The organism is Agrobacterium tumefaciens, assembly GCF_017726655.1.
Taxonomy (GTDB): domain Bacteria; phylum Pseudomonadota; class Alphaproteobacteria; order Rhizobiales; family Rhizobiaceae; genus Agrobacterium; species Agrobacterium tumefaciens_B.
This window is the reverse complement of the sequence record NZ_CP072309.1, coordinates 310320-332212: the sequence shown is the minus strand read 5'-3', so window position 1 is coordinate 332212 and position 21893 is coordinate 310320. Positions and strand designations below refer to the sequence as shown.

The 21893-nt window shown below is 58.2% G+C and carries 22 protein-coding genes; 11 read left to right on the top strand and 11 right to left on the bottom strand.

What is annotated here, in order from left to right; genetic code table 11:
- Positions 1 to 5: 5 nt before the first annotated feature.
- From AT6N2_RS15630 to AT6N2_RS15600, 7 genes are all read right to left on the bottom strand, one after another.
- Complete coding sequence (locus tag AT6N2_RS15630) at positions 6 to 1103, bottom strand: DNA alkylation repair protein (protein ID WP_063950069.1); 1098 nt, start codon at positions 1101 to 1103, stop codon at positions 6 to 8.
- Between the two features lie 175 nt (positions 1104 to 1278).
- Complete coding sequence (locus AT6N2_RS15625) at positions 1279 to 2328, bottom strand: Gfo/Idh/MocA family protein (RefSeq protein ID WP_063950068.1); 1050 nt, start codon at positions 2326 to 2328, stop codon at positions 1279 to 1281.
- 20 nt (positions 2329 to 2348) lie between these two features.
- Positions 2349 to 3134 (bottom strand): ThuA domain-containing protein, encoded by a 786-nt coding sequence (locus tag AT6N2_RS15620; protein ID WP_063950067.1) that lies wholly within the window; start codon positions 3132 to 3134, stop codon positions 2349 to 2351.
- A gap of 55 nt (positions 3135 to 3189) precedes the next feature.
- Positions 3190 to 4218 (bottom strand): ABC transporter ATP-binding protein, encoded by a 1029-nt coding sequence (locus AT6N2_RS15615; protein WP_063950066.1) that lies wholly within the window; start codon positions 4216 to 4218, stop codon positions 3190 to 3192.
- A 10-nt stretch (positions 4219 to 4228) separates the two neighbouring features.
- Positions 4229 to 5062, bottom strand: coding sequence for a carbohydrate ABC transporter permease (locus tag AT6N2_RS15610; protein ID WP_063950065.1), 834 nt, complete (start codon positions 5060 to 5062; stop codon positions 4229 to 4231).
- On the bottom strand, positions 5059 to 6033 hold the full coding sequence (locus AT6N2_RS15605) for a carbohydrate ABC transporter permease (RefSeq protein ID WP_063950064.1): 975 nt from the start codon (positions 6031 to 6033) through the stop codon (positions 5059 to 5061). The genes AT6N2_RS15610 and AT6N2_RS15605 overlap by 4 nt, the downstream gene beginning before the upstream one ends.
- A 63-nt stretch (positions 6034 to 6096) precedes the next feature.
- Positions 6097 to 7362, bottom strand: coding sequence for an ABC transporter substrate-binding protein (locus tag AT6N2_RS15600; protein ID WP_063950063.1), 1266 nt, complete (start codon positions 7360 to 7362; stop codon positions 6097 to 6099).
- Positions 7363 to 7629: 267 nt separating this feature from the next.
- Between AT6N2_RS15600 and AT6N2_RS15595 the strand changes: the two genes are divergently transcribed.
- The 3 genes from AT6N2_RS15595 to AT6N2_RS15585 all read left to right on the top strand — a co-directional run bounded on the left by AT6N2_RS15595 (position 7630) and on the right by AT6N2_RS15585 (position 9408).
- A complete protein-coding gene (locus AT6N2_RS15595; RefSeq protein ID WP_063950062.1) occupies positions 7630 to 8643 on the top strand; it encodes a substrate-binding domain-containing protein in 1014 nt (337 codons plus the stop codon).
- Positions 8644 to 8818: 175 nt separating this feature from the next.
- Positions 8819 to 9016 (top strand): hypothetical protein, encoded by a 198-nt coding sequence (locus tag AT6N2_RS15590; protein WP_144577686.1) that lies wholly within the window; start codon positions 8819 to 8821, stop codon positions 9014 to 9016.
- Between the two features lie 218 nt (positions 9017 to 9234).
- Positions 9235 to 9408, top strand: a complete 174-nt coding sequence (locus AT6N2_RS15585) for a hypothetical protein (protein ID WP_209090154.1) — start codon at positions 9235 to 9237, stop codon at positions 9406 to 9408.
- On the opposite strand, the gene AT6N2_RS15580 is transcribed toward AT6N2_RS15585, so the two are convergent.
- On the bottom strand, positions 9398 to 9979 hold the full coding sequence (locus tag AT6N2_RS15580) for a DNA-3-methyladenine glycosylase (RefSeq protein WP_209090152.1): 582 nt from the start codon (positions 9977 to 9979) through the stop codon (positions 9398 to 9400). The two genes, AT6N2_RS15585 and AT6N2_RS15580, sit on opposite strands and share 11 nt — an antisense overlap.
- A gap of 94 nt (positions 9980 to 10073) precedes the next feature.
- On the opposite strand from AT6N2_RS15580, the gene AT6N2_RS15575 reads away from it, so the two are divergent.
- From AT6N2_RS15575 to AT6N2_RS15560, 4 genes are all read left to right on the top strand, one after another.
- Entirely contained in the window at positions 10074 to 10439 is a 366-nt protein-coding gene (locus AT6N2_RS15575; RefSeq protein ID WP_209090150.1) for a hypothetical protein, read from the top strand.
- Between the two features lie 2 nt (positions 10440 to 10441).
- Positions 10442 to 11215: an SDR family oxidoreductase gene (locus tag AT6N2_RS15570; RefSeq protein ID WP_425292744.1), complete on the top strand. Its 774-nt coding sequence runs from the start codon at positions 10442 to 10444 to the stop codon at positions 11213 to 11215.
- Positions 11216 to 11393: 178 nt separating this feature from the next.
- Positions 11394 to 12449, top strand: coding sequence for a L,D-transpeptidase family protein (locus tag AT6N2_RS15565; RefSeq protein WP_209090146.1), 1056 nt, complete (start codon positions 11394 to 11396; stop codon positions 12447 to 12449).
- Between the two features lie 19 nt (positions 12450 to 12468).
- Positions 12469 to 13254 (top strand): L,D-transpeptidase, encoded by a 786-nt coding sequence (locus tag AT6N2_RS15560; protein WP_063950057.1) that lies wholly within the window; start codon positions 12469 to 12471, stop codon positions 13252 to 13254.
- Positions 13255 to 13341: 87 nt separating this feature from the next.
- On the opposite strand, the gene AT6N2_RS15555 is transcribed toward AT6N2_RS15560, so the two are convergent.
- Positions 13342 to 15156, bottom strand: a complete 1815-nt coding sequence (locus AT6N2_RS15555; RefSeq protein ID WP_209090145.1) for a methyl-accepting chemotaxis protein — start codon at positions 15154 to 15156, stop codon at positions 13342 to 13344.
- 142 nt (positions 15157 to 15298) lie between these two features.
- Entirely contained in the window at positions 15299 to 16633 is a 1335-nt protein-coding gene (locus AT6N2_RS15550) for an aspartate aminotransferase family protein (RefSeq protein ID WP_209090144.1), read from the bottom strand.
- 144 nt (positions 16634 to 16777) lie between these two features.
- Here AT6N2_RS15550 and AT6N2_RS15545 point away from each other — a divergent pair, with 144 nt between their 5' ends.
- From AT6N2_RS15545 to AT6N2_RS15530, 4 genes are all read left to right on the top strand, one after another.
- Entirely contained in the window at positions 16778 to 17326 is a 549-nt protein-coding gene (locus tag AT6N2_RS15545; RefSeq protein ID WP_209090143.1) for a cupin domain-containing protein, read from the top strand.
- Between the two features lie 620 nt (positions 17327 to 17946).
- Positions 17947 to 18627 carry a sugar transferase gene (locus AT6N2_RS15540; RefSeq protein WP_063950054.1) on the top strand — a complete coding sequence of 227 codons (681 nt, stop codon included), beginning with the start codon at positions 17947 to 17949 and terminating at the stop codon, positions 18625 to 18627.
- A 182-nt stretch (positions 18628 to 18809) separates the two neighbouring features.
- Complete coding sequence (locus AT6N2_RS15535) at positions 18810 to 20078, top strand: polysaccharide biosynthesis/export family protein (RefSeq protein ID WP_063950053.1); 1269 nt, start codon at positions 18810 to 18812, stop codon at positions 20076 to 20078.
- 7 nt (positions 20079 to 20085) lie between these two features.
- The gene (locus AT6N2_RS15530) at positions 20086 to 21354 is read left to right on the top strand and encodes an O-antigen ligase family protein (protein WP_209090142.1); all 1269 of its coding nucleotides are present in this window, start codon (positions 20086 to 20088) and stop codon (positions 21352 to 21354) included.
- Here AT6N2_RS15530 and AT6N2_RS15525 read toward each other — a convergent pair.
- Entirely contained in the window at positions 21351 to 21845 is a 495-nt protein-coding gene (locus AT6N2_RS15525) for a hypothetical protein (protein ID WP_144577696.1), read from the bottom strand. The genes AT6N2_RS15530 and AT6N2_RS15525 overlap by 4 nt on opposite strands.
- Between the last annotated feature and the right edge of the window lie 48 nt (positions 21846 to 21893).

Below are 21893 nucleotides of genomic sequence, written 5' to 3'. Positions count from 1 at the left end.
CGGCTTCAGACCAGAAGCTCGAAAGCACGGTCTGCGGCGAGCCTGCCATTGATCATAAGGTCGACCCTGTGGGTGCCGGCATAATGTTTGCGGGTGGTGAAATCCCTGGTGGCGCGGCTGATCGACAGCGCGCAGGTTTCGCCGGGCTGAAGCTCGACTTCCTTCCATTTGAAGACCTTGGCGGACGTGCCGCCGCTCTTCTTCACGTAGTGGACGGCGTAGTCGATCACCAGTTTCTGCGGGCTCTTCGCCGTCGACGTGAAAGAGGTTGCAATCCGCACCGGATTGCCAAGAACAACCTTGTCCGGCGATACCTGAAAAGACGCGAGCGCAATCTGCGCCTCACCATGCGCACCCAGATGGGCGAGTGCTGCGGCATCGCCTTTCTTGATAAGGGTGCGAAGGGCCTGCCGCATGATCCAGCGCGTATTCGGGTCGTCTTTCGGCCAGGTGTCGATCAGCGCCAGTACGAAGTCGGGATTGTCCTTGGTAATATCGTTCAGGTGATTGGCGACGGATTTACGCACATAAAGCGCCTCGTCCGCTTTCAGGGCGTCCAGGATAGCGGTGACGGGAGAGGGATCGACAACGAGCGATTTAAGCTGGAACGACCAGGGAAGCCGAGGCCGACAACCTTCGCTCGCCAGCCGCCTGACATGCTCGTTATCATGTTGCGTCCATGTTTCCATCACAGCGATAGTACGCGCGATATCCTTCTGCAGAAAATGCCGTATGGCGAATTCCGAAGAGCCGAAACGCGTGAAATATTGCAGTGCCTCCATGGAGAGATCAAAATCATTTAGGCCGTACAGTGCGACATATTCCGGCAGCGAAATGGAGGCAAAACCATTGCCGATGCCAGGAGCTGCAGCGCTGAGAATCTCAATATTGCGAGCATAGTCCCCGGGAAGAGTTGCATGCAGGCTGGTCGCCACCTGGCGCATGCGCTGCATGATCCCAAGCGCCTCGAGATTCGCCGTCGCAAGCGCCATGAAGGCGGACACGTCGAAGGGCGGATAAACAGCTTTGGTCTGATCAGCGATATGCTGCAGTTTTTCGCGGTTGAAGATTTCCTTCAGTGCGGGCGCCGCCGTGTCGCTCATAAGACCTCCGGTAGTTCACTTTTTGTTCTTTTAGCCTTGCGAAAGTTTGAAGGCAAGTTGCGAAACCGGAGAGCAACAGAATATTGAGATTTGTGGTGGGAGCGCGCGCGGAGTTCCCATGAGACATGATCAGGAAGCGTTCGAGCGGCGGCTCACGCCACCGCTCTTTCGCACATCAAGCAGAAACGGCGAGCTCGCGGCGCTCCCGATCGGCGATGATCGACAGATCGAGCACCTTTTGCAGGTTTGCGGCGTGGCGGAAGTCTGGATCAGCGACGCCGCCTTCCATAACGGCCTTGGCGAACTTTTCGTAGTTGGTGGGCACGGGATCGACATCGATCGTCTTCCAGATCGCTTTTTCGACGTCTTCGCCGATGCACGCACGCAGGCTGGAATAATCAGGCGTGTGGATCACCTCGAGCGCGCCCTTGTCGCCGTGGATGCGCAGGCGAAGCTCGTTCAGGTGGCCGGTTGCCCAGCGGCTGGCATGGATGACGCCCATCGCCCCGTTTTCCAGTTCGGCGGTCATGGTGAAGCTGTCGTTGGCGTCGAGATCGTAAGCGCCGATTTTGTTGCCTTCATATTTGTCGAAGGTCTTCAGGCGCGTGAAGATGCGCTCCACATCGCTGCCAGCACCATAGGAGGCGAAGTCGAGGATGTGGATGCCAACGTCGCCGAGCACGCCGTTCGAGCCATGCTTGGTGGAAAGCCGCCAAAGCCACTTACTTTCCGTCATCCAGTCGCCCCAGGCCTTGGAAACGAGCCAGCTTTGGAGGTATGACGCCTCGAGATGGCGCACCTTTCCGATCTTGCCCGAAAGCACCATCTCGCGTGCCGCCTGAAGTGGGGCGACATTGCGATAGGTGAGGTTGACCATGGCCACGAGCCCAGCCTTTTCGGCAGCATCGGCCATTTCCGCAGCGTTGGCATAGTTTTCCGCAAGCGGTTTCTCGCAGAAGACGTGCTTGCCCGCGGCAAGGAGTTTCAAACTCGTGGGATGATGAATGGCGTCCGGCGTGACATTGGCCGCCGCATCGAATTCGCCCCAGGCGATCGCATCATCGAGAGAAGTGAATGACAGCGGTATGTTATGGCGCAGCGCGAATGCTCGCACTACCACATCGTCCACATCCACCGCCGCGACAAGTTCAACGCCAGCGATTTGCGAGAAGTAGGTGGCGTGATTGTTCGCCATGCCACCGGTTCCAAGAATGAGAAGTCTCATGGCCAGTTATCTCCAAGCCCTTATCTATAACCTGCTTCGCCCGCCTTGTGCAGCTTCGGACCGCGTTCTTCGATCGGCTCCAGCGCCTGATCGACGGGGACGTTGGGAGCGGTGTGAATGCTCTTCAGGGCGCCGGCCGGGTTATAGGCCCATTTGACCGAGTTGCTGATGACCTTCTGAACGTTGGCGTCATGATAGGTCGGATAGGTTTCATGCCCAGGACGGAAATAGAAAATGTTGCCAGCCCCACGCCTCCAGGTCAGACCGGAACGGAAGACCTCGCCGCCCTGGAACCAAGAGATAAAGACGGTTTCCAATGGTTCCGGTACGGAGAACTGCTCGCCATACATTTCTTCGTTCTCAAGCTCGAAATGTTCAGGCAGACCAGCGGCAATCGGGTGGCGCGGATTGATCGTCCACAGGCGCTCGCGTTCACCTGCCTCACGCCATTTCAGCGCGCAGGGCGTGCCCATCAGCCGCTTGAAGGGCTTGGAGAAGTGGCCGGAATGCAGGACGATGAGACCCATGCCTTCCCAGACCCGCTTGGCAACGCGCTCGACGATCTCATCCTGTACGGCGCCATGGTCCTTGTGGCCCCACCAGACCAGAACGTCGGTGTTGTCGAGACGCTCCTGCGAAAGCCCGTGTTCCGGCTCTTGCAGTGTGGCAGTGGTGGCGTTGATCTCCGCGTCCTGGTTCAGAGCGTCGGCAATTGTGTTGTGCATGCCGTTTGGATAGATCGAACGCACCGTCTCATTGATGTGTTCGTGAATATTTTCGCCCCATACAACGGTGTTGATGGCCATTCTCATGCTCCTTGGTGAAAGCCGGCTCCTTGGGGTGACCGGCAAAAGTGAAATATCAGGCAGCACCCCGAGCGGGGTTGCGGGAAAGCGCCCTGCCTTCAGCGTCAAAACGGTGGATTTGCGCCGCATCCGGCACGAGAGTGATGCGTTCGCCTGCCTTTCGGCCTGTCACGCCCTCTTCGCGAACGACGACCGGCTCGCCAGAGCCGATCTCGACATAGATGTAGCTGTCAGATCCCAACATCTCCGAATGAACGATCTCGCCGTTCCAACCGTTCCCGTCCGTTGTGATGGCAATGTGTTCAGGGCGGATGCCAATGGTCTTTGCGCCCTCGGTTTCGGCATATTTGCCTGCCAGAAAGTTCATCTTCGGCGAGCCGATGAAGCCCGCGACGAAGGTGTTGACGGGGCTCTCGTAAAGCTCGAGCGGCGTGCCGATCTGCTCGACACGGCCATCGCGCAACACGCAGATGCGGTCGGCGAGCGTCATGGCCTCCACCTGATCATGCGTGACATAGATCATCGTCGTATCATGCATTTCGCGGTGCAGCTTGGCGATCTCCAGGCGGGTTGCGACGCGCAGCGCTGCATCGAGGTTGGAGAGCGGTTCATCGAAGAGGAAGACCTTGGGATCGCGCACGATGGCGCGGCCGATGGCGACACGCTGACGCTGGCCGCCGGAGAGCTGCTTTGGCAGACGCTCCAGATAAGGCGTGAGTTGCAGCATCTCGGCCGCCGCCTCCACGCGCTTGCGCCGCTGCTCCTTGTCTGCACCGGATAGTTTCATGCCGAAGGCCATGTTTTCGAATACGGTCATATGCGGATAAAGTGCATAGGACTGGAAGACCATGGCGACGCCGCGCTTGGCCGGTGGCAGGCGGTTTACCGTCTCGCCGTCGAAGGACAGCGTACCGCCGGTGATTTCTTCCAGGCCGCAAATGAGGCGCAGAAGGGTGGACTTGCCGCAGCCGGAGGGACCGACAAAGACCATGAACTCGCCGGAGCGAATATCCATGTCGATGCCCTTGATGACATCGAAGGCGCCGAAGGATTTGCGAAGATCGCGCAGTTGAATGGTGGTCATGAAATTTCTCCTAGCCTTTGACGCCGCCGGCGGTGAGGCCGGAGATGATGCGTCGCTGGAAGATCAGAACGAGGACAACGAGCGGAGCGGTGACGATGACGGACGCTGCCATAATCGTTCCCCACGGGATTTCGAACTGCGAGCCGCCAGACAGAAGAGCAATGGCGACGGGCACGGTGCGCTGCTCGTTGGATGAAGTGAAGGTGAGCGCGAAGAGGAATTCGTTCCACGCCGCAATGAAGGCGAGAAGCCCTGTCGTAACGAGTGCGGGCCACATCAGTGGCATGAAGACCTGGGTGATGATGACCCATGGTGTCGCGCCATCCACGATCGCCGCTTCCTCGATCTCGATCGGCAGGTCGCGCATGAAGGTCGTCAAGACCCAGACCGTGAAAGGCAGGGTGAAGATCATGTAGGAAAAGATCAGCGCGAGCGGCGTGTTGAAGATGCCGGCCCAGCGGATCAATTCGAACAGGCCGGCGAGAACGGCGATCTGCGGGAACATCGAAACCGACAGGATGGTGAGCAGCAGTAGCGCTCGGCCGCGGAAGCGGACACGAGCCAGCGCATAGGATGCGGTAACCGCCAGAAACAGCGACAGGATAACCACGGATGACGCAACCAGCAACGAATTGCCGAGATTGCGCAGGAAGGTGCCATTGCCGATGACGAAGTTGTAGTTGGTAAGCGAAAATTCGCGCGGCCAGTAATTGACTTGGAACAGGGCTGAACCGGATTTCAGACTGGTCAGGATCGCGTAATAGAAGGGGAATACCGAGATCACCATGATAACGGCGACCAGCGCATAAAAAGCGGTGGTTTTCAGGATGTTTGGCATTGTCATCGCTGGGCTCCATCCGTGTTAACGCGCCCGAGCCACATATAGATGACCGTGATCGAGGCGATGATGAGGAACAGCATGGTGGAGGCGGCCGCGCCATAGGCGAACTTGTCGAAATCGAACAGGTTCTCGCGTGCGAGCACGGACATGGTGCGCGTCTGGGCGTTATTCGGCGTCAAGATGTAGATCAGGTCGAACACGCGCATCGCATCCAGCATGCGGAAGATCACGGCGACCATCAGCGCCGGACGGATCATTGGCAGGGTGACACGGAAGAACACCTTGACGGGATGAATCCCATCCACCTTCGCTGCCTCATACATATCCTTCGGCACCATCTGAAGACCGGCGAGAATGAGAAGCGCCATGAAGGGCGTGGTCTTCCAGATGTCGACGATCAAGACGGCGACCATCGCGGTTTCGGGATTGGCCGTCCAGGCGATCTTGTTGGAGATCAGCCCCAGATTGAGGAACAGGTCGTTCAATATGCCGAACTGGTCGTTCAGCATCCATGCCCACATCTGCGCGGAGACAATGGTGGGGATTGCCCAGGGAACGAGAATGGCTGCACGCACGAGACCACGGCCCTTGAATTCCGCGTTCAGCACCAATGCGACGATTAGTCCGAGCACTGTTTCGAGGCTGACGGAGACGACAGTGAATTTCAGCGTATTGACAACCGCACCCCACCAGGCGGGGTCGGCAAGCAGGCCGCGATAGATCGTGCGGCCGCTGCTGAGCGTGATCCAGGTGAGGTAGTTCTTGAGGCCGACAAATTGCGCGCCTTCGAGATTGGTCAGCGACGCATCGGTAAGACTGAACCAGACGGTGCGCACGAGCGGCCAACCGGCCACCAGCGCCAGAACCAGAAATGTGGGGGCCAGAAACAGCCAGGCGGATTTCAGTCGTTCCGACTGCAGGTCGGAGCCGGTGCCGGAAGCCGCGACCGGCCTTTGAAGGGCGATGTCGTTCATGAAGATATCTCGCGGTTTGGGCACGGGAGATGATCAGGCGTGACCGCCTCCCGTGCGGGCGGGTTACCAGCCGTTGCCTTTGAGATCGGTCAGTTCGACCTCGAGAAGCTCGAGATTTTCCGCCGCCGTACCGTTGCCGGAGAGCGTGTTGTGCACGGCGCCCCAGAACTTGGCCGAAACCTCATTGTATTTTACCTTGGCGGAGGCGGAAGGGCGGGGAACAGCGGTCTCGAAGATCGGCTTCCACGTGGGCATGAAGGGCTGCGCCGCCGCAACATCCTTGTCGTCGTAGAGCGAGGCGATCGTCGGCATGTTGGAAAGCTGCACGGCGCGCATCTTCTGGGTGTCCTTGGACGCCATGAATTTCACCAGCTGGATGGCCGCTTCCTGGTTGGCAGAGTATTTCGAGACCGCGAGGTTCCAGCCGCCGAGCGTCGAGGCCGGTGCTTCGCCTTCTGCGCCAGCCGGCAGCGGGGTGACGCCGAACTTGCCCTTGATGGCGCTATCGTCGCCATTGCCAAGCGCGTAGGCGTATGGCCAGTTGCGCATGAAGACGGAATTGCCGGTCTGCCAGACGCCGCGCGCTTCCTCTTCCTTGTAGGCAAGCACGCCCTGGGGCGCGATGGTGCCGACCCAGCCTTTGGCGGTTTCGATGGCCGCGGCGGCCTTTTCATTGTTGACGGAGATATCGCCATTTGTTTCTACGATGTGCCCGCCGCCGGCGGATGCGATCCATTCCAGCGCGTTGCAGGTCAGACCCTCATAGGCGCTGCCCTGGAAAACAAAACCCCAGAGGTCCTTCTGGCCGGCCGCGCGCTCCTTCTCCTGAATTTCCTTGGCGGTTTCGCTGAGTTCCTTCCAGGTCTTCGGTGGCTGCTTGCCGTATTTTTCAAGAAGGTCCTTGCGATAGAACAGTGCCGGCGCGTCGGTAAACATCGGCATGGCAACGAGTTTGCCGTCCACCGTCTGAGAGGCGACGATCGAGGGGAAATGATCTCCGATGACGTCCTTGGTCGCTGCCGTCAGATCCACGAACTGGTCTGCCAATTGCGGCGCCCAGATAACGTCCGTCTGGTAGACGTCGACGTCCTTGTTGCCGGCGGCAAGCCAAAGCCGGTACTGGCTGAATTGTTCGCTCGAAGAAGAAGGCATGGTCACCAGATTGACCTTGTGCCCGCTTTCCTTTTCGAAGGCGGCAATACGTTCGCGGAAAAACGCGACGTTCTTTCCGGTGGAATTCGCAGCGATGGAAATCTCCGCCGCCTGCACCGAAACAGCAGCGGAAAGTACGCTGCCGCACAGGAACAAAGTCTTGATTGAAATATTCATTGTCAAACTCCTCCGTTGACGCTCCCGATTGTCCTCAAAATTGAAAGCGCTTTTGACTGGCGCGAGGCTCTCAAAAGCCAAGCAATCTGTCAATACTCTTTCTAGCGCACTGGAAATCGGGCGATTTCGTTCGCGATTTTCGAGGTTTGCCTTTCAGGGAGATCAACTGTAAGGTTTCAGGTGGAGGAAAATTGAAATCGTTTTCAATTTTTGTCGGCTTGAAAAATCCGCGGCGGCGACGCATGCAGGGGCAAATTGGCAAAAAATATGAAGCTCAAGGAATTTGCAGAAAAGGTCGGGCTCTCTCCGACCACAGTCAGCCGCGCGCTTGGCGGTTACCCCGAGGTGCGCGAGGAGACGCGGCAGCGGGTGATGGATGCTGCCTTGAAATACGGCTATCGGCCAAATGCCAACGCCGTCAGGCTGGCGACGGGCAGGGCAGGCGCGATTGGGGTCGTGATGGGCCGGTCGGGTGGCGGGCATTTCTTTTCCGAATTCATGGGCGGCATGGCGACGCGGCTCGAACGGGAAGAGACTGATATTCTTGTCAGCGTCACCGTAGACAATAATCTTGATGAGGAGCTGGCGATCTTCAGCCGGCTTGCCGCGAGCGGCCGCGTGGACGGCATCATCGTGCATTCACCGCGGCCTGACGATGAACGTATTGCACTGCTGAACCGCTTGGGTATTCCCTTCATCGTTCACGGACGCTCGAGGACAGCGTTCGAACATGCCTGGCTCGATATCGACAACCAAGATGTCACCTACCGCCCGACGATCCATTTTCTGGAACGTGGACATCGAAGCATCGCCCTGATCAACGGTCCCGTTGGCCGCACATTCGTGCAGGACCGCGAACGGGGCTTTCGCGAAGCACTGGCGACCCACGGGATCACGCCGGAGCCGCGTTTCATGATGAATGAGCATTTCAGCGAGGAAACGGCGTTTCGTTTCGCCCGCTCGCTTCTCGAGCAGACACCGCGCCCCACGGCCTTCGTTGCCGGTGCAATGATGACGGCTCAGGGCGTCTACCGCGCCGCAACGCAGATGGGGCTCACCATCGGCAAGGACGTCTCCGTCATCGCTCACGACGACGTGTTTCCGTACCTGACGCCGGAGAGCATGATGCCGCCCCTTTCCACCACGCGCTCGCCGATGCGCATGGCGGGGATGCGGGTAACGGACCTGCTTTTGCAGATTATCGGCGGTCGTCCGGTGCAGGAGGTCCAGGAACTCTGGCCGGTCGAGTTGATCCTGCGGGAATCGGTCGGCGCGGTCTGAGCTTGTCAGCATAGAATGCTGATTCCATTCCATTTTGTGAACAGCGTGTGATGGCTGTTCGTCTTTGGCCGTCTACACGGCTGCCTCATCTTCTGTATAATCGGAAATGCAGCGGGCTTGATGGAACAGGACCCGTGCCGGCGCGTTGAGGGGACGTGTTGAGGGAGGATGATAGATGTTTGAATTTCTAAAACCGCAACAGCAGCCCGTCATCGATGACGTTGAAGCAACCGGGACTTATGCGGACGCATTTCTCAACGTTTCGAGCCCGGAACTGACAGTTTCTACAGCGCGGGAACATGGGCACGAAGCCCATTCCAGAGATTATTGCGATGATCGCAATGTCTCCCGCAGCGCGCTTGGCTTCGCCTGAGCAAAGTCAGAAACTTCCCTATCACACGGAACGGAGCTGTCGTTCCGACGTTTCCTGTTAGACCCCTGGGCGGCGCAACAGAACCCAAGGGACCTTACCGGCTGTGACCGGTGGGCAAATTGGAGGTTGTGCCGCCCGATTGGAGATGGCAACTGCCGCCTCCCGAAAACCAAACCGCAATTCGCTTCAAGGGGCATTGCGTTTGTTAGGAGACCGCGATGATCACCATTCCCGTTGAGCCCTATCCGGATCAGCCAGTGCCGGTACCGCCGCAGCCGGACATTCCTCCGGTCAAGGAGCCCGAGCCGGACAGGCTGCCGGATGAACTGCCCAATCCAAATCCTGACGAAAATGACGAGCCGCCGAAAGTCTTTTCGTCTGTCACCCGGTGACATCGTCAAATTTCTTGCTGACGAAGGCAGAACCCCTAAGGCCGAAGCGCCAAGGATAGTCGACTGCGCGGCTGATGCCGATGCGTCTGCCACTTGAGACCGCGGCGGCTTCCTTCGCGAGGCGCAGCGAAAACGGTGGCGCTTGAAGTGGCATCCCGTCCATATCCCCCGTAATCGCCAATGCCTGGCAAAGTCTGCCGGGGCCCGAACAGAGGAGCTTGAGCTTGTCTGTTCCGCGCCTGACTTTCATCATTTCCATACCCGCTGTTGGCTCGATGGCACGCAGAAGCACCGCAGATCCGGGGGCGCATACGAAGTTGGCGCACCAATGGATGCCGTAGGAGCGATACACATAGAGATGCCCAGCCGGGCCGAACATTGCCTTGTTTCGCGGTGTTTGACCGTTAAAGCTGTGCGAGGCCGGGTCATCCGGGTGATAGGCTTCCGTTTCAACGATCAGGCCGCCGACATTGCCGACGCGAAACTCTGCGCCGACGAGGTCGCGCGCCACTTCTACGGCATCGCGCTCAAAAAAACGCTCCTGCAATTCCGCACCGAAGGCATCATTCATCGGGAACCCCTGCCGCCCTGAATTGTTCTGAAATCATATATTTATCGTTTCCAGCATCGACTTTCGTTGCTGATCGCCAACCGGAGGGCACTTCATGCAACTATCCACGACCCATGTAAAACGCAATAACGGTGCCACCTCCGTCGAGTTCGTCGGTAGCGATGGCGATCATGTGTCCGTGCGTCTTGCCGATGGTCTGCATGATATCGATGACGTGGAAGCGATGCGGCGCGCAAGTGCAGTGCTGGTTCAGCTCACGGCTTTCGGAACGCGTCACGGAACGGACGCTCCCTCTCAGTTCTCCGCGTTGAGCGCTGTACAGGGCGAGGCCCCAGAAGCTCAGGAAAGCGTGTGCGAACCGAAAGATCGCGGGATTGTGGAGGAAGGAGCCAGTCTCCCAGTGGGCAAGCCAGCTTCGGCAACCGTCACGTCCATCGCATCGGCAAAGGGAGGATATTGATCGTGGCTGACCGCAAAGTTGCTCTCGTCACAGGTGCCGGCTCCGGGATCGGGCGCGCCGCCGCCATTCAACTATCTGCCGCGGGGTTTGCGCTCGGCCTTCTCGGGCGCACCGAAAGTGAGCTGCAGGATGTCGCGACGGAGATGGGGGACGCGCCGGCCAAAATACTCGTCGCTGATGTGTCCGATGAGGAGGCGATGCGGGTTGCTATCGAATCGCTGGTCGGAGAGTTCGGCCGAATAGACGTCGTCGTCGCCAACGCGGGTGTGAACGGTGTCTGGGCGCCGATCGATGAATTGAAGCCTTCCGAATGGGACGATACGATCCGCATCAATCTGCGCGGCACTTACCTGACGATCCATGCCAGCGTGCCGCATCTGAAGGCCGCAGGTGGAGGCTCGATCATCATCGTTTCATCCATCAATGGTACGCGCACCTTCACCTCGCCGGGGGCAACCGCATATTCCGTCACCAAGGCCGGGCAGGTGGCCATGACGCAGCAACTGGCGCTGGAGCTTGGGCGACACCGGATACGCGTCAATGCCGTATGTCCGGGCGCTATCAAGACCTCGATCGACGAAAATACCGATATCCGCGCGCGCGAAAAGACCGAGGTGCCGGTCCGCTTCCCGGAAGGGGACATTCCGGTGACGGGTGGTGTCGCGGGGACGAGCGAGAATGTTGCCGACCTGATCGAATTTCTGGCGTCCGATGCATCGTGCCATATTACCGGCACGCCGGTCTGGATCGATGGCGGGCAGGGTCTCCTGAGGTGATCCCGACTGCTGCTTGCGCCCTTGGAACCTACCCTCACGGCCTTGTGTGCCCATGATTAACGAATGGGTAACGTCTCTTCACGAGACTTTGTCCATTGCGAGGTTGCCGTGTTGTGGCCACCTTCGGTAGTTAAGCTTCTGCCGCAAAGGCGGGCAAATCAGGCGGGTAGAGAGATCCATGAGCATCCAGACGTTGCTGAATTTCGCAGCTGCGGGGTTACGGCAAAAGGTGAGGGCGGGAGCACGAATGGCTGCGGTCGTTGCGATCGGGGGCAGCCTTGCCGCATGCACCTCGATGGGACTCGACAGCGTCAAAAAAGATCCGCCTAAGCTGTCTTCAAAAATGATGGCGCAGATGTCTGCCAAGAGCATGCGCCCGGAAAGCCCTGTCCTCGTTCGCATTTTCAAGCAGGAAAGCGAACTCGAAGTCTGGAAGGTGGACAAGACGGGCAACTATGCGCTGCTGAAGACCTACCCCATGTGCCGCTGGTCCGGCAAACTTGGCCCCAAAACGAAAACTGGCGACCGGCAGGCACCTGAAGGTTTCTATCACGTTTCCGCGGGCATGCTCAATCCGAACTCCCAATACTACGTCTCGTTTAACCTGGGTTACCCGAACCGGCTGGAATCGGCCCTCGGCTACACGGGCGAGGCTTTGATGGTCCACGGCGCCTGCTCATCTTCCGGCTGCTACGCCATGACGGACAGCCAAGTAGGCGAGATTTACGCCATCGTGGCGCGGGCGCTTCAGGGCGGACAGGATCGCTTCCAGGTTCAGGCCTATCCCTTCCGGATGACAGCACGGAACATGGTGGCGCATCGGGACGACCCAAATATGTCTTTCTGGAAGACGCTCAAAGAGGGCTACGACTATTTCGAGGTCACGCGCCGCCAGCCTAAGGTGTCCGTGTGCGCACGCCGTTATGTCTATAACAGCGAATTTGCGGGAGGTGAGCCTGCCGATCCGCTCGCTGCCTGCCCACCTGTCGTCAATCAGCCGGAGCCGGAAGTGGCCTCGAAACTGGCGCAGGAGCAACAAAAACTTGCCGCGGCGATGAGCGAGGGAACTTCCGCCCCCCTCAGCGCGTATGTAGACGGCGGCATGCATCCAAGCTTCCGGGCAATCTTGAAATCCAATGGCGCCAAAGCCATGGCGTCTCAGGTTTCCGGCACGAAGTACCCAATCAGCCGCCCAGAGGCGGCGCTGGCAGACCCCTTTGCCAGCGTGAGATGACGTTAATGAGGTTTTTCAATTGAACGAGACGACGACGACCCGGCGGGGCTTCCTGCTTGGAGCCGGTGGATTGGCCCTTGCCGGCCTTGCCGGTTGCAACACCACGGCGCGCGAAGTAGCAAAGCCTGCCGCTCCCGCCGATGATCCCATGTATGCGCTGATGTATGGTCCGAAGCCGGATGAGCAGTTTCCTCTTCCGGAAATCCCCTACAAGCGCATTCCACGACAGTTTCTGCGCCAGATGGTTGCAAACCCGACAGGCGAGCGTCCCGGCGTGATCGTTGTCGATACCGCCAACCACTTCCTTTACCTGACCTATGAAAACGGACAGGCGATGCGATACGGCGTTGGTCTTGGTCGTGCCGGCTTTGAATGGTCTGGCCGCGGCGTGATCCAGTACAAGCGCGAATGGCCCCGCTGGACCCCGCCGGATGAGATGGTTGCACGCCAGCCGGAGCTCGAACCCTATAGCAGCCGCAACGGCGGTATGGAGCCGGGGCTGAAGAACCCGCTCGGCGCGCGTGCGCTTTATATTTTCAAGGATGGCAAGGATACGATCTACCGCCTGCACGGCTCGCCCGAATGGTGGACCATCGGCAAGTCGGTGTCATCGGGCTGCGTCCGCCTGCTGAACCAGGATATCGTCGATCTCTACAACCGCGTTCCCGCCGGCACGCCGATTGTCGTGACATCTCTCGGCCCGGCCCAGCAGGGCGTTCCAATCGGCCAGGAAGGCGTACCCGTGGCGCAGTACGGTAACGGCGTCATCGGCGACGGGTTGTCGCAGCCGGTACAGGCTTATTGATCTTCAGAACGTCAACTCACGGCGCGGATACGCCGTGAGTTGCGCCCGGTATCGGATATCGAAAAGTCTGCCGCGCCACTTTCGCCATTAAGCGACCCGGCGGGCACGGGTATTGTCCTTTTCCATTTCCAGACGGAAGCGAGAGACCAGGGAGCGCAGCTTCGCCGTTTCAGCCGCGAGCGTCGCTGAAGCAGCCGTGGACTGTTCGACCATAGCCGCATTCTGCTGCGTCGCGTGGTCCATCGAATTCACCGCCGCGTTGATTTCCGCAAGACCGGTCGTTTGCTCGCTGGCCGATGTAGCGATGGCGTTCATGTGGCGGTCAATGCCCGCGATGCGCTCACCGATATCCTTCAGGGCGGTGCCGGTATTGAGAACGAGCTCCACGCCGTTTTCAACCTCGGCCGAGGACTGGCGGATATGGTCACGGATTTCGTTTGCAGCCTTTGCCGACCGCTGCGCGAGATCGCGCACTTCTTGCGCGACGACCGCAAAACCCTTGCCGCTCTCGCCAGCGCGGGCGGCTTCCACCCCCGCGTTCAACGCCAGTAGATTGGTCTGGAAAGCGATTTCATCGACAACGGAAATGATGCCGGTTATCTGCTGAGACGAGGCTTCGATGCGTCGCATTGCTTCTTCGGCATGGCTTACCACTTCGACCGATTTCAGCGCGCTCTCATTGGCGTCGGTTGCAGCCAGGCGCGCCTCGATGGCGCGTTTGTTTGCGTTCGAGACGTTGACGGTGATCTCATCCAACGCAGCCGCAGTCTGCTCGAGGGAAGCCGCCTGACTTTCCGTGCGGCGCGAAAGATCGCCGGCGCCGGCTGCAATTTCGCGGCTGCTACCGTCTATCGTGCCGACGCCATTCGATATGGCGGTAAGTGTTTCCGCCAGTTGCCTGACAGAGCTGTTGAAATCATGGCGCAGCGCCTCGAACTGCGGCGCGAAGGCGTCATCGAGCTGAAACGCCAGATCTCCCGAAGCCAGCCGTTTCAAGCCAGCCGCAAGACCGGACGTAGCGATACGCAGTCTTTCCGAGGCGTCTTCTTCAGCCTGCCGGCGGGCGGCTTCCTGATCAGCTTCCGCCTGTAGACGCGCTGCTGCAGCCTGTTCCTCGAGGGCGCGATTTGTGATCGCCGACTGCCGGAAGATTTCGACCGCACCGGACATTGAGCCAATCTCATCCTTGCGATCAATGCCGGACGGCGGCTGTGACGTATCGCCGCCCGCCAGGCGCTCCATGTTCTTCGCCAATTGCAGGATCGGACGGATAACCGATTTGCGGGTGAGAAGGAAAAGCGCGCCACAGAACATGGCTGCAGCGACCAAAAGCCCTTTCAGGACGAGATCGATCGTCGCCTTTGTCTTTTCGCTTTTGGCCGAGGCGGCGTCGGAAAGAGCCTGAATCTGGTCGCCTGCGGTTTCCATCGCTTTTTCCAGCGCGGAGAATTGCCGCATGAATTCGGGCACCAGTTTGATGGCCCCTTCCTGATCGGTACCCGCGAGCGCCACGACTGCATCGGCTGCATCCATATAAGCGAGAAGCGGTTTTTCGACGCTGTCGATAACGGCTTTGACATCGGTGCCTGATGATAACGACTTATTGGCTTCGATCGCCTCGCGGAAGCTGGCTTCATGCTCGTCAAGATCGGCCTTGACGTCCTTGAGGTCGAGATTCATCCGGGCATCGGAGGAAAGGATGGCGGCAAGTACATCAGAGCGCAGCGCGTCATGCATCATGTCTGCCTGCATGTGGTTGCGCAGGACATCGGCGGAAAGGGCGACATATTCGCTGTTACTGTTCAGCTTAGCCGCTGACCATATGCCGATACCGGCGGCGCTGCCGGTGATGGAGAATATTGCAATGCTCGCCAATATGATTTTGCTTTGAATCGAAGCCATAAGAGTATTCCCACGCAGTTGTTATACTGCGAGACGATAATAGAATATGTTTAATGAATGTTCTATTTGTTCCACGCTTGATGGAAGTCAAAAAAGGCTGCAATATATATTGCAGCCTTTTATTTATTAGTGATTAGTAATTTCACTGCGCCCGTTTGAGCGCTTCACTCAGGATGGAGACAATATCGTCGAAATGGGATTTTTCGGCGATGAGCGGCGGCGACAGAGCGATGATGTCGCCGGTCACGCGGATCAGCAGGCCACGCTCGAAGCAATCCACAAAGACATCATAGGCACGCGCGCCCGCAGCACCGTCACGTGGCTGCAACTCGATGCCGGCGATGAAGCCGATGGTGCGAATGTCGATCACATTGGGCAGGTCCTTCAGCGAATGGATGGCGTCATGCCAAGCATCCTGCAGTTCGGCAGCGCGGGTGAAGAGACCTCCGTCGCGATAGATATCAAGTGTGGCGATGCCGGCGGCGCAGGCCACCGGGTGACCGGAGTAGGTGTAGCCATGGAAAAGCTCGATCTGGTTTTCCGGCCCATGCATCAAGGCGTCATGCACCTTGCGGCTGGTAAAGACCGCACCCATCGGGATCGCGCCATTGGTCAGGCCTTTGGCCGTGGTGACGATATCGGGGGTAACGCCGAAATAGTTCGTGGCGAAGGTCGAGCCCATGCGGCCGAATCCGGTAATGACTTCATCGAAAATCAGAAGGATGCCGTGCTTGTCGCAGATGGCCCGCAGGCGTTCGAGGTAACCCTTCGGTGGCACAAGCACGCCGGTCGAGCCGGCCACGGGCTCAACGATGCAGGCAGCGATCGTTTCGGCCCCATGCAGGGCGACCAACCGTTCCAGATCGTCCGCAAGCTCTGCGCCGTGCTCGGGTTGACCTTTGACGAAGCTGTTCTTCGCGAGATCGTGGGTGTGTCGCAGATGGTCGGCGGGGATCTGCGGGAAGACGCGACGGTTGTTAACGAGGCCACCCACCGAGATGCCGCCAAAACCGACGCCGTGGTAACCTCGCTCCCGACCAATGAGACGCGTCCGCGTGCCCTGTCCGATAGCGCGCTGATAGGCGATGGCGATCTTCAGGGCTGTATCGACGGATTCCGATCCAGAGCCGGTGTAGAAGACACGGTCCAGTTTCGCCCCTTCCGGCCCGGGCGCGATTTCCGCCAGCCGTTCGGCAAATTCAAAGGCGATCGGGTGGCCCATCTGGAAAGATGGCGCATAATCCATCGTCGAAAGCTGATGCTTGACGGCGGATGCTATCTGGTGACGACCGTGGCCGGCATTGACGCACCACAGACCAGCGGTGCCGTCCAGAACCTGACGGCCGTCGTTGCTGGTGTAATACATGCCTTCGGCGCTGGTCAGCAGGCGAGGATTTGCCTTGAACTGCCGGTTGGCAGTGAAAGGCATCCAGTAGCTGTCGAGAGAGGTGGAATTGGATCGGCTCGGGTTGTCCATGATAGTCTCCTGTTCGTGGCCGCGATTGAAAGCTATTTTGGCGACTGAACAAGCCCTTTTCTATTCGTGACCAAGCTATTGATATTGCTCTTCGCCTAAAGGCATGTTTTCGATATTTCGAACAAGGGCAACGGGAGAGCAGGCATGTCGGTGGATATCGGTGGACGTTTGCGTCATTTGAGGCTTCGCCACAATATCTCTCAGAGGGAGCTCGCAAGACGCGCCGGGGTCACAAATTCAACTATTTCGCTGATCGAATCCAACACCTCCAACCCATCTGTCGGAGCGTTGAAGCGCATCCTAGATGGAATACCGATCGGCCTTGCCGAGTTTTTCGCCTTCGAGCCCGAGACAAGCCGCAAGGCGTTCTACCGGGCGGATGAGCTCGTCGAAATCGGCAAGGGTCCGATTTCCTTCCGGCAGGTGGGTGATAATGTCTTCGGCCGAAGCCTGCAAATACTGAAGGAATGTTATCAGCCCGGCGCCGATACCGGCAAGGTGCCTTTGGTTCATGATGGCGAAGAGGGCGGTATCATCCTCTCCGGGCGGCTGGAGGTGACTGTCGATAAGGAAAGGCGCGTGCTCGGGCCGGGCGATGCCTATTATTTCGAAAGCCGAAGGCCTCACCGCTTTCGCTGTGTCGGTCCGGTTCCATGCGAAGTCATCAGCGCGTGCACGCCTCCGACCTTCTGATTCCCGCGGACTTTTGCCCCGAAATCTGCGAATGGCAGGCCGCGCGGCCCCGCCGCGGTAAAAAAAGCGCCTTGAGCTATGCGATTAGTGCGCGGCTGCTATGAGGAAACTGCGGTATTTCGCCTCGGTTCTGCCGCGTTTGCCGCGCTTTAGCGATTTTTCCATCGCTTTTTCTTGTTCAAGGCACGGTATCGTACAAAAAACAGCGGGGCGATATGTCAAATTTTATATGCATTGCCACAATCTTGCTGCGGCGCAAAAAAATTTAATAGTCCACCAGATCCTTGGCTGTTCTTATCGTTTCTGTCCCGTCGCGCCAAGTCATAAGAAACACATAAGAACAGACCGCTGACCGCACAAAATCCAATACATGTTCAGGCGGCACCCATGCTCTGAACACATGGCCGTCGACACATTTGTTTCTTTTTTATGCAACCGTTAATATTGCCCGAACGTTGATCGGCCGCTTGCGCAAGAAATCGCATAGACGGTGATGGCCAATGTGCCTTACAAAAAATCCATTAGCATCAAATTCCGAACACACACTTGTTATCTCCTTAAGACGGAAAGACGCGCCTCCGGGCACCGACCAATCGCAAAACATAAATGGAGTTCTCTCTATGAAGTCCGCGACCCAATCGGCTGAACAGACACTCAGCAGCTCCGAAGATTTCGATGTCAGTTTCCCTATCGGAGGCATCGCAAAACGCAGCTTCGATGTGACGTCTGCTGCACTTGCGCTGCTTATCTTCAGCCCGATATTCCTGTTGATCGCAGTGCTGGTGAAATTGTCTGATCCTGGCCCGATCTTTTATGGCCACCGTCGTGTAGGCCATAATGGCCGTTATTTCCATTGCCTGAAATTCAGGACGATGGCGATGAACGGTGATGAGATCCTGCGGCAATATCTTGCCGCCAATCCGGAAGCCGCCGAGGAATGGCGTGCGACCCGAAAACTCAAGAACGATCCGCGTGTTACGGCCGTCGGTGCCGTTCTGCGCAAGCTCTCGCTCGACGAACTGCCGCAGCTCCTGAACATCATTCGTGGGGAAATGAGTGTCGTCGGTCCGCGTCCTGTCGTGGATGAGGAACTTAGCTATTACGAAAATGCTGCCGCCTATTACCTGAGCACCCGTCCGGGTCTCACCGGCCTGTGGCAGATCAGCGGCCGCAACGACGTGTCCTACAAGACCCGCGTCGCCTTCGATACGCAGTATGTACAGAACTGGTCCATGCGCCAGGATGTGTTCATTATCGTTAAGACGATCCCCGCCGTGTGCCTGTCACGCGGAAGCTACTGAATACCGATATTGAGTTCGGCTTTATCGATCTTCGTTTCGACACGCACCCTGACCGGGATCCCAAGTCCGGTCCTTGGGTGCGTTATTGGTGCTAATCGTATCGGCCGCTTTTGCGGCGCGGCCCGCGGGTCGCGCGACGGCCTGATCGCCGGTAAGGCGATCCGCTAACAGGGAGTTTCCCGATGAACGGCTTTTCTGCCGCCCGCCGCCCCGCCCATCGCTCGTTTGTGGCTCTCCTTCTCGCGGCCTCCGTTGCCTTTTCCGCGCCGCTTTCCGCCTCGGCTGCGGACGGCGCCCAATATAAACTCGGCACCGCCGACAAGCTGCGCATCCGTGTCGCCGAATGGCAACCGGCGGATGGCAGTATCCGCAACTGGGATGTGATCAACGGTGATTATTCCGTTGGTCCATCCGGCTCACTGTCGTTGCCCTTCATCGGTCAACTCGACGTCGCAGGCAAAACGCCGTCCGAGGTCAGCGAAGAGATCGGCGCCCAGCTTCAAAGCAAGTTTGCCTTGCGCAACCTGCCTTCCGCCTCCGTCGAGATCGCGCAGTTCCGGCCGATCTTTTTGAGCGGTGACGTGCAGACGCCGGGTGAGTACCCCTATGCACCGAATATCACCGTTCTCAAGGCCGTCAGCCTGGCTGGCGGGTTGCGACGGTCCGATGCGGGGCAGCGCTTCGCACGCGATTTCATCAATGCGCGCGGTGATGCCGCCGTTTATGACAACCAGCGGGCAAGGTTGCTGGCGCGTCAGGCGCGCTTGATTGCCGAGGTCAAGGGCGATCAGTCGATCACCAAGACGCCGGAGATGGAGAAAATTGCCGAGATCGATACTCTCCTTGCCAGCGAAAGCGCACTGATGAAGTCTCGAACCGAGCGTTACACCCTGCAGCTCAAGGCCCTGACCGACCTGCATGCGCTGTTGCAGAGCGAGGTCGAATCCCTGAAGAAAAAATCCGAAACCCAGAACCGCCAGCTTCAGCTTGCCAACGAGGACCGCGATCGCGTTAACCGGCTGAACGAGCAGGGTTTGGCACTGTCGCAGCGCCGTATTTCCGCGGAAGAGCGCGCGGCCGAGGTCGAATCCACGCTGCTTGATATCGACACGCAGTCGCTGCGCGCCAAGCAGGATATCAACAAGGCGACTCAGGATGAGATCAACCTGCGCAATGACTGGGTGGCGCAGCGCTCCAAGGAATTGCAGGACACGGAAGCCGAACTCGACAAGCTCAATCTGCAGCTTACCACCAGCCGGGAATTGATGTCGGAGGCGCTCGCGCAGTCGGCGGAAGCGATCCGTTTCGACCCGTCGGGCAAGTCCGCAACCATCTCTTACGTCGTCGTTCGTGAGGAAAACGGCACGCCGAAAGAGCTGAAAGTGGATGAAAACGCCTTGCTTCAGCCCGGGGATGTCATCAAGGTTTCGTCTGAAATCCTGATGCAGTGAGGTCTTCATGCGGATTGCCAAATCGGCCCTGATCGACCCTGAACGCAACGAGATCTACGGAATGGCGGCCATCGCGCTGTCATTCTTCGTTTTCGCTTATTCGTCGCGCTTCGGAATGGTTTCGGTTCTGGCCTATTATGGCCTGTGGCTGCCGCTTGTGCTCGTAGATTACCGGCGGGTGCTTGGCAATTATCCGCGCTACTTATGGATATTCGCTTTCGGCATCCTCACCGTCCTGTCGAGCTTCTGGTCAGAGGCGGTCTCCGTGACCATGCGCGCTTCAATCCAATATATGACGCATATTGTCTGCGCGCTCATCGCCATGCGGGTAATTTCCATACGGACGATGACACGGGGTGCGCTCATCGGCATCGCCCTTGTGCTGCTTTATTCGCTTCTCTTCGGCATCTATCTCTTCGACGCGCTTGATGGCACCTATAGTTTCGTTGGTGCTTTCTCCTCTAAGAACCAGCTCGGCTTTTATGCGTCGCTTGGCGTCATCTTCGCCGCATCCTCCGTGTTGGTTCTGAAGCAGCGAGGCATTTGGTTACCGATTGCCGGCGTTACGGGCCTGTTGTCTGCCTATAGTTTGCTGGCGTCGCAGTCTGCGACATCAGCCATCACCACGGCGGCTGCGGTTGCCCTCATCGTCGGTTTCATTCCGATGGGCATGCTGTCCCCTGCCAACCGCAAGATCACGTTTTTTGCGCTCGGCGGTCTCGGCGCTCTCTTGGCTGTGGCGTCCCTGCAGTTTGGCCTGCTAGACGCCATCCTCGGCATTTTCGGCAAGGACTCGACGCTGACCGGCCGCACCTATCTATGGCAGCAGGGTATCGAGGCGGCAAAACAGAATCCCATCCTGGGTGTCGGGTACCAAGGTTTCTGGGTGGTGGGTTTTGCGGATGCAGAAAGGCTGTGGAATGATTTCTTCATTACCGGCCGCAGCGGCTTCCATTTCCATAATACCTATATCGAAACGGTTGTCGAAAACGGCTTCGTCGGCATGGTTTTGCTTGCGATCGTGCTCTACGGTACCCTGCTCGGGCATCTTCGCTCGGTTCTGATGCGCAGGAGCGATCCGCAGGGCGTCATCCTATTTGCGATCTGCGCACTGTTTGTCGTCCGGTCATTCGTCGAGATCGACATCATCTTCCCGTACCAGATAGGCTCATTCCTGCTCTATTTCGCGGCGGGCAAGCTGTGTCTTCCGGCAAGGGCAGCGCGGGGTAGCGAGCTTCATCCGGCGATCGGCATGCGACTACAGACAAAAGCCTAGAGATAATCCGCTGAGACATGCGGGCTGGCGTGGATGAAACTCCACATGTCCTTACTGACCGCAACGATGTCGGCAATGGATTTTTCGAGGTGCTCGATTTCCTTCTCGTCCATCTTTTCCACCTTGCCGTAGCGCACCTGCCTGTCATCTTCCACCAACCGCATCAACTGCGTGCTGGCGATTTCGCCCTTCTCGTCGAACGAATAAATGCAGTGATTATATTTGTTGCGCGTTTTCGCTTCCTTCTTCAGGCGTGCCATGATGGACAGGATCGTCTTGCGATCCTTTGCATCGGAGGTGGGAAGCTTTGCCAGTCGCTCAATCAGGTCCATGCGCGCGCGCGTGGTATTGAGGGTGAGGAACACGACGATGGCGGCCTCCTTGTCCACTTTCAGGAGATGGACGATCAGATAGATCATCAGGCTTTCGGTGTTGGTCCACACGTAATTCAACCTGCCGACCAGCAGCAATACGTCCGACATTACCGCCATTTTGCTTCTCCCGAGCCCGGCACCGAGGAGGTCATTATAGGTCGACGC

Excerpts from the sequence above, each read along its gene's own strand:
- AT6N2_RS15630 (WP_063950069.1), bottom strand. The coding sequence starts at position 1,103 with ATGAGCGACACGGCGGCGCCCGCACTGAAGGAAATCTTCAACCGCGAA.
- AT6N2_RS15625 (WP_063950068.1), bottom strand. The coding sequence starts at position 2,328 with ATGAGACTTCTCATTCTTGGAACCGGTGGCATGGCGAACAATCACGCC.
- AT6N2_RS15620 (WP_063950067.1), bottom strand. The coding sequence starts at position 3,134 with ATGGCCATCAACACCGTTGTATGGGGCGAAAATATTCACGAACACATC.
- AT6N2_RS15615 (WP_063950066.1), bottom strand. The coding sequence starts at position 4,218 with ATGACCACCATTCAACTGCGCGATCTTCGCAAATCCTTCGGCGCCTTC.
- AT6N2_RS15610 (WP_063950065.1), bottom strand. The coding sequence starts at position 5,062 with ATGACAATGCCAAACATCCTGAAAACCACCGCTTTTTATGCGCTGGTC.
- AT6N2_RS15605 (WP_063950064.1), bottom strand. The coding sequence starts at position 6,033 with ATGAACGACATCGCCCTTCAAAGGCCGGTCGCGGCTTCCGGCACCGGC.
- AT6N2_RS15600 (WP_063950063.1), bottom strand. The coding sequence starts at position 7,362 with ATGAATATTTCAATCAAGACTTTGTTCCTGTGCGGCAGCGTACTTTCC.
- AT6N2_RS15595 (WP_063950062.1), top strand. The coding sequence starts at position 7,630 with ATGAAGCTCAAGGAATTTGCAGAAAAGGTCGGGCTCTCTCCGACCACA.
- AT6N2_RS15590 (WP_144577686.1), top strand. The coding sequence starts at position 8,819 with ATGTTTGAATTTCTAAAACCGCAACAGCAGCCCGTCATCGATGACGTT.
- AT6N2_RS15585 (WP_209090154.1), top strand. The coding sequence starts at position 9,235 with ATGATCACCATTCCCGTTGAGCCCTATCCGGATCAGCCAGTGCCGGTA.
- AT6N2_RS15580 (WP_209090152.1), bottom strand. The coding sequence starts at position 9,979 with ATGAATGATGCCTTCGGTGCGGAATTGCAGGAGCGTTTTTTTGAGCGC.
- AT6N2_RS15575 (WP_209090150.1), top strand. The coding sequence starts at position 10,074 with ATGCAACTATCCACGACCCATGTAAAACGCAATAACGGTGCCACCTCC.
- AT6N2_RS15565 (WP_209090146.1), top strand. The coding sequence starts at position 11,394 with ATGAGCATCCAGACGTTGCTGAATTTCGCAGCTGCGGGGTTACGGCAA.
- AT6N2_RS15555 (WP_209090145.1), bottom strand. The coding sequence starts at position 15,156 with ATGGCTTCGATTCAAAGCAAAATCATATTGGCGAGCATTGCAATATTC.
- AT6N2_RS15550 (WP_209090144.1), bottom strand. The coding sequence starts at position 16,633 with ATGGACAACCCGAGCCGATCCAATTCCACCTCTCTCGACAGCTACTGG.
- AT6N2_RS15545 (WP_209090143.1), top strand. The coding sequence starts at position 16,778 with ATGTCGGTGGATATCGGTGGACGTTTGCGTCATTTGAGGCTTCGCCAC.
- AT6N2_RS15540 (WP_063950054.1), top strand. The coding sequence starts at position 17,947 with ATGAAGTCCGCGACCCAATCGGCTGAACAGACACTCAGCAGCTCCGAA.
- AT6N2_RS15535 (WP_063950053.1), top strand. The coding sequence starts at position 18,810 with ATGAACGGCTTTTCTGCCGCCCGCCGCCCCGCCCATCGCTCGTTTGTG.
- AT6N2_RS15530 (WP_209090142.1), top strand. The coding sequence starts at position 20,086 with ATGCGGATTGCCAAATCGGCCCTGATCGACCCTGAACGCAACGAGATC.
- AT6N2_RS15525 (WP_144577696.1), bottom strand. The coding sequence starts at position 21,845 with ATGGCGGTAATGTCGGACGTATTGCTGCTGGTCGGCAGGTTGAATTAC.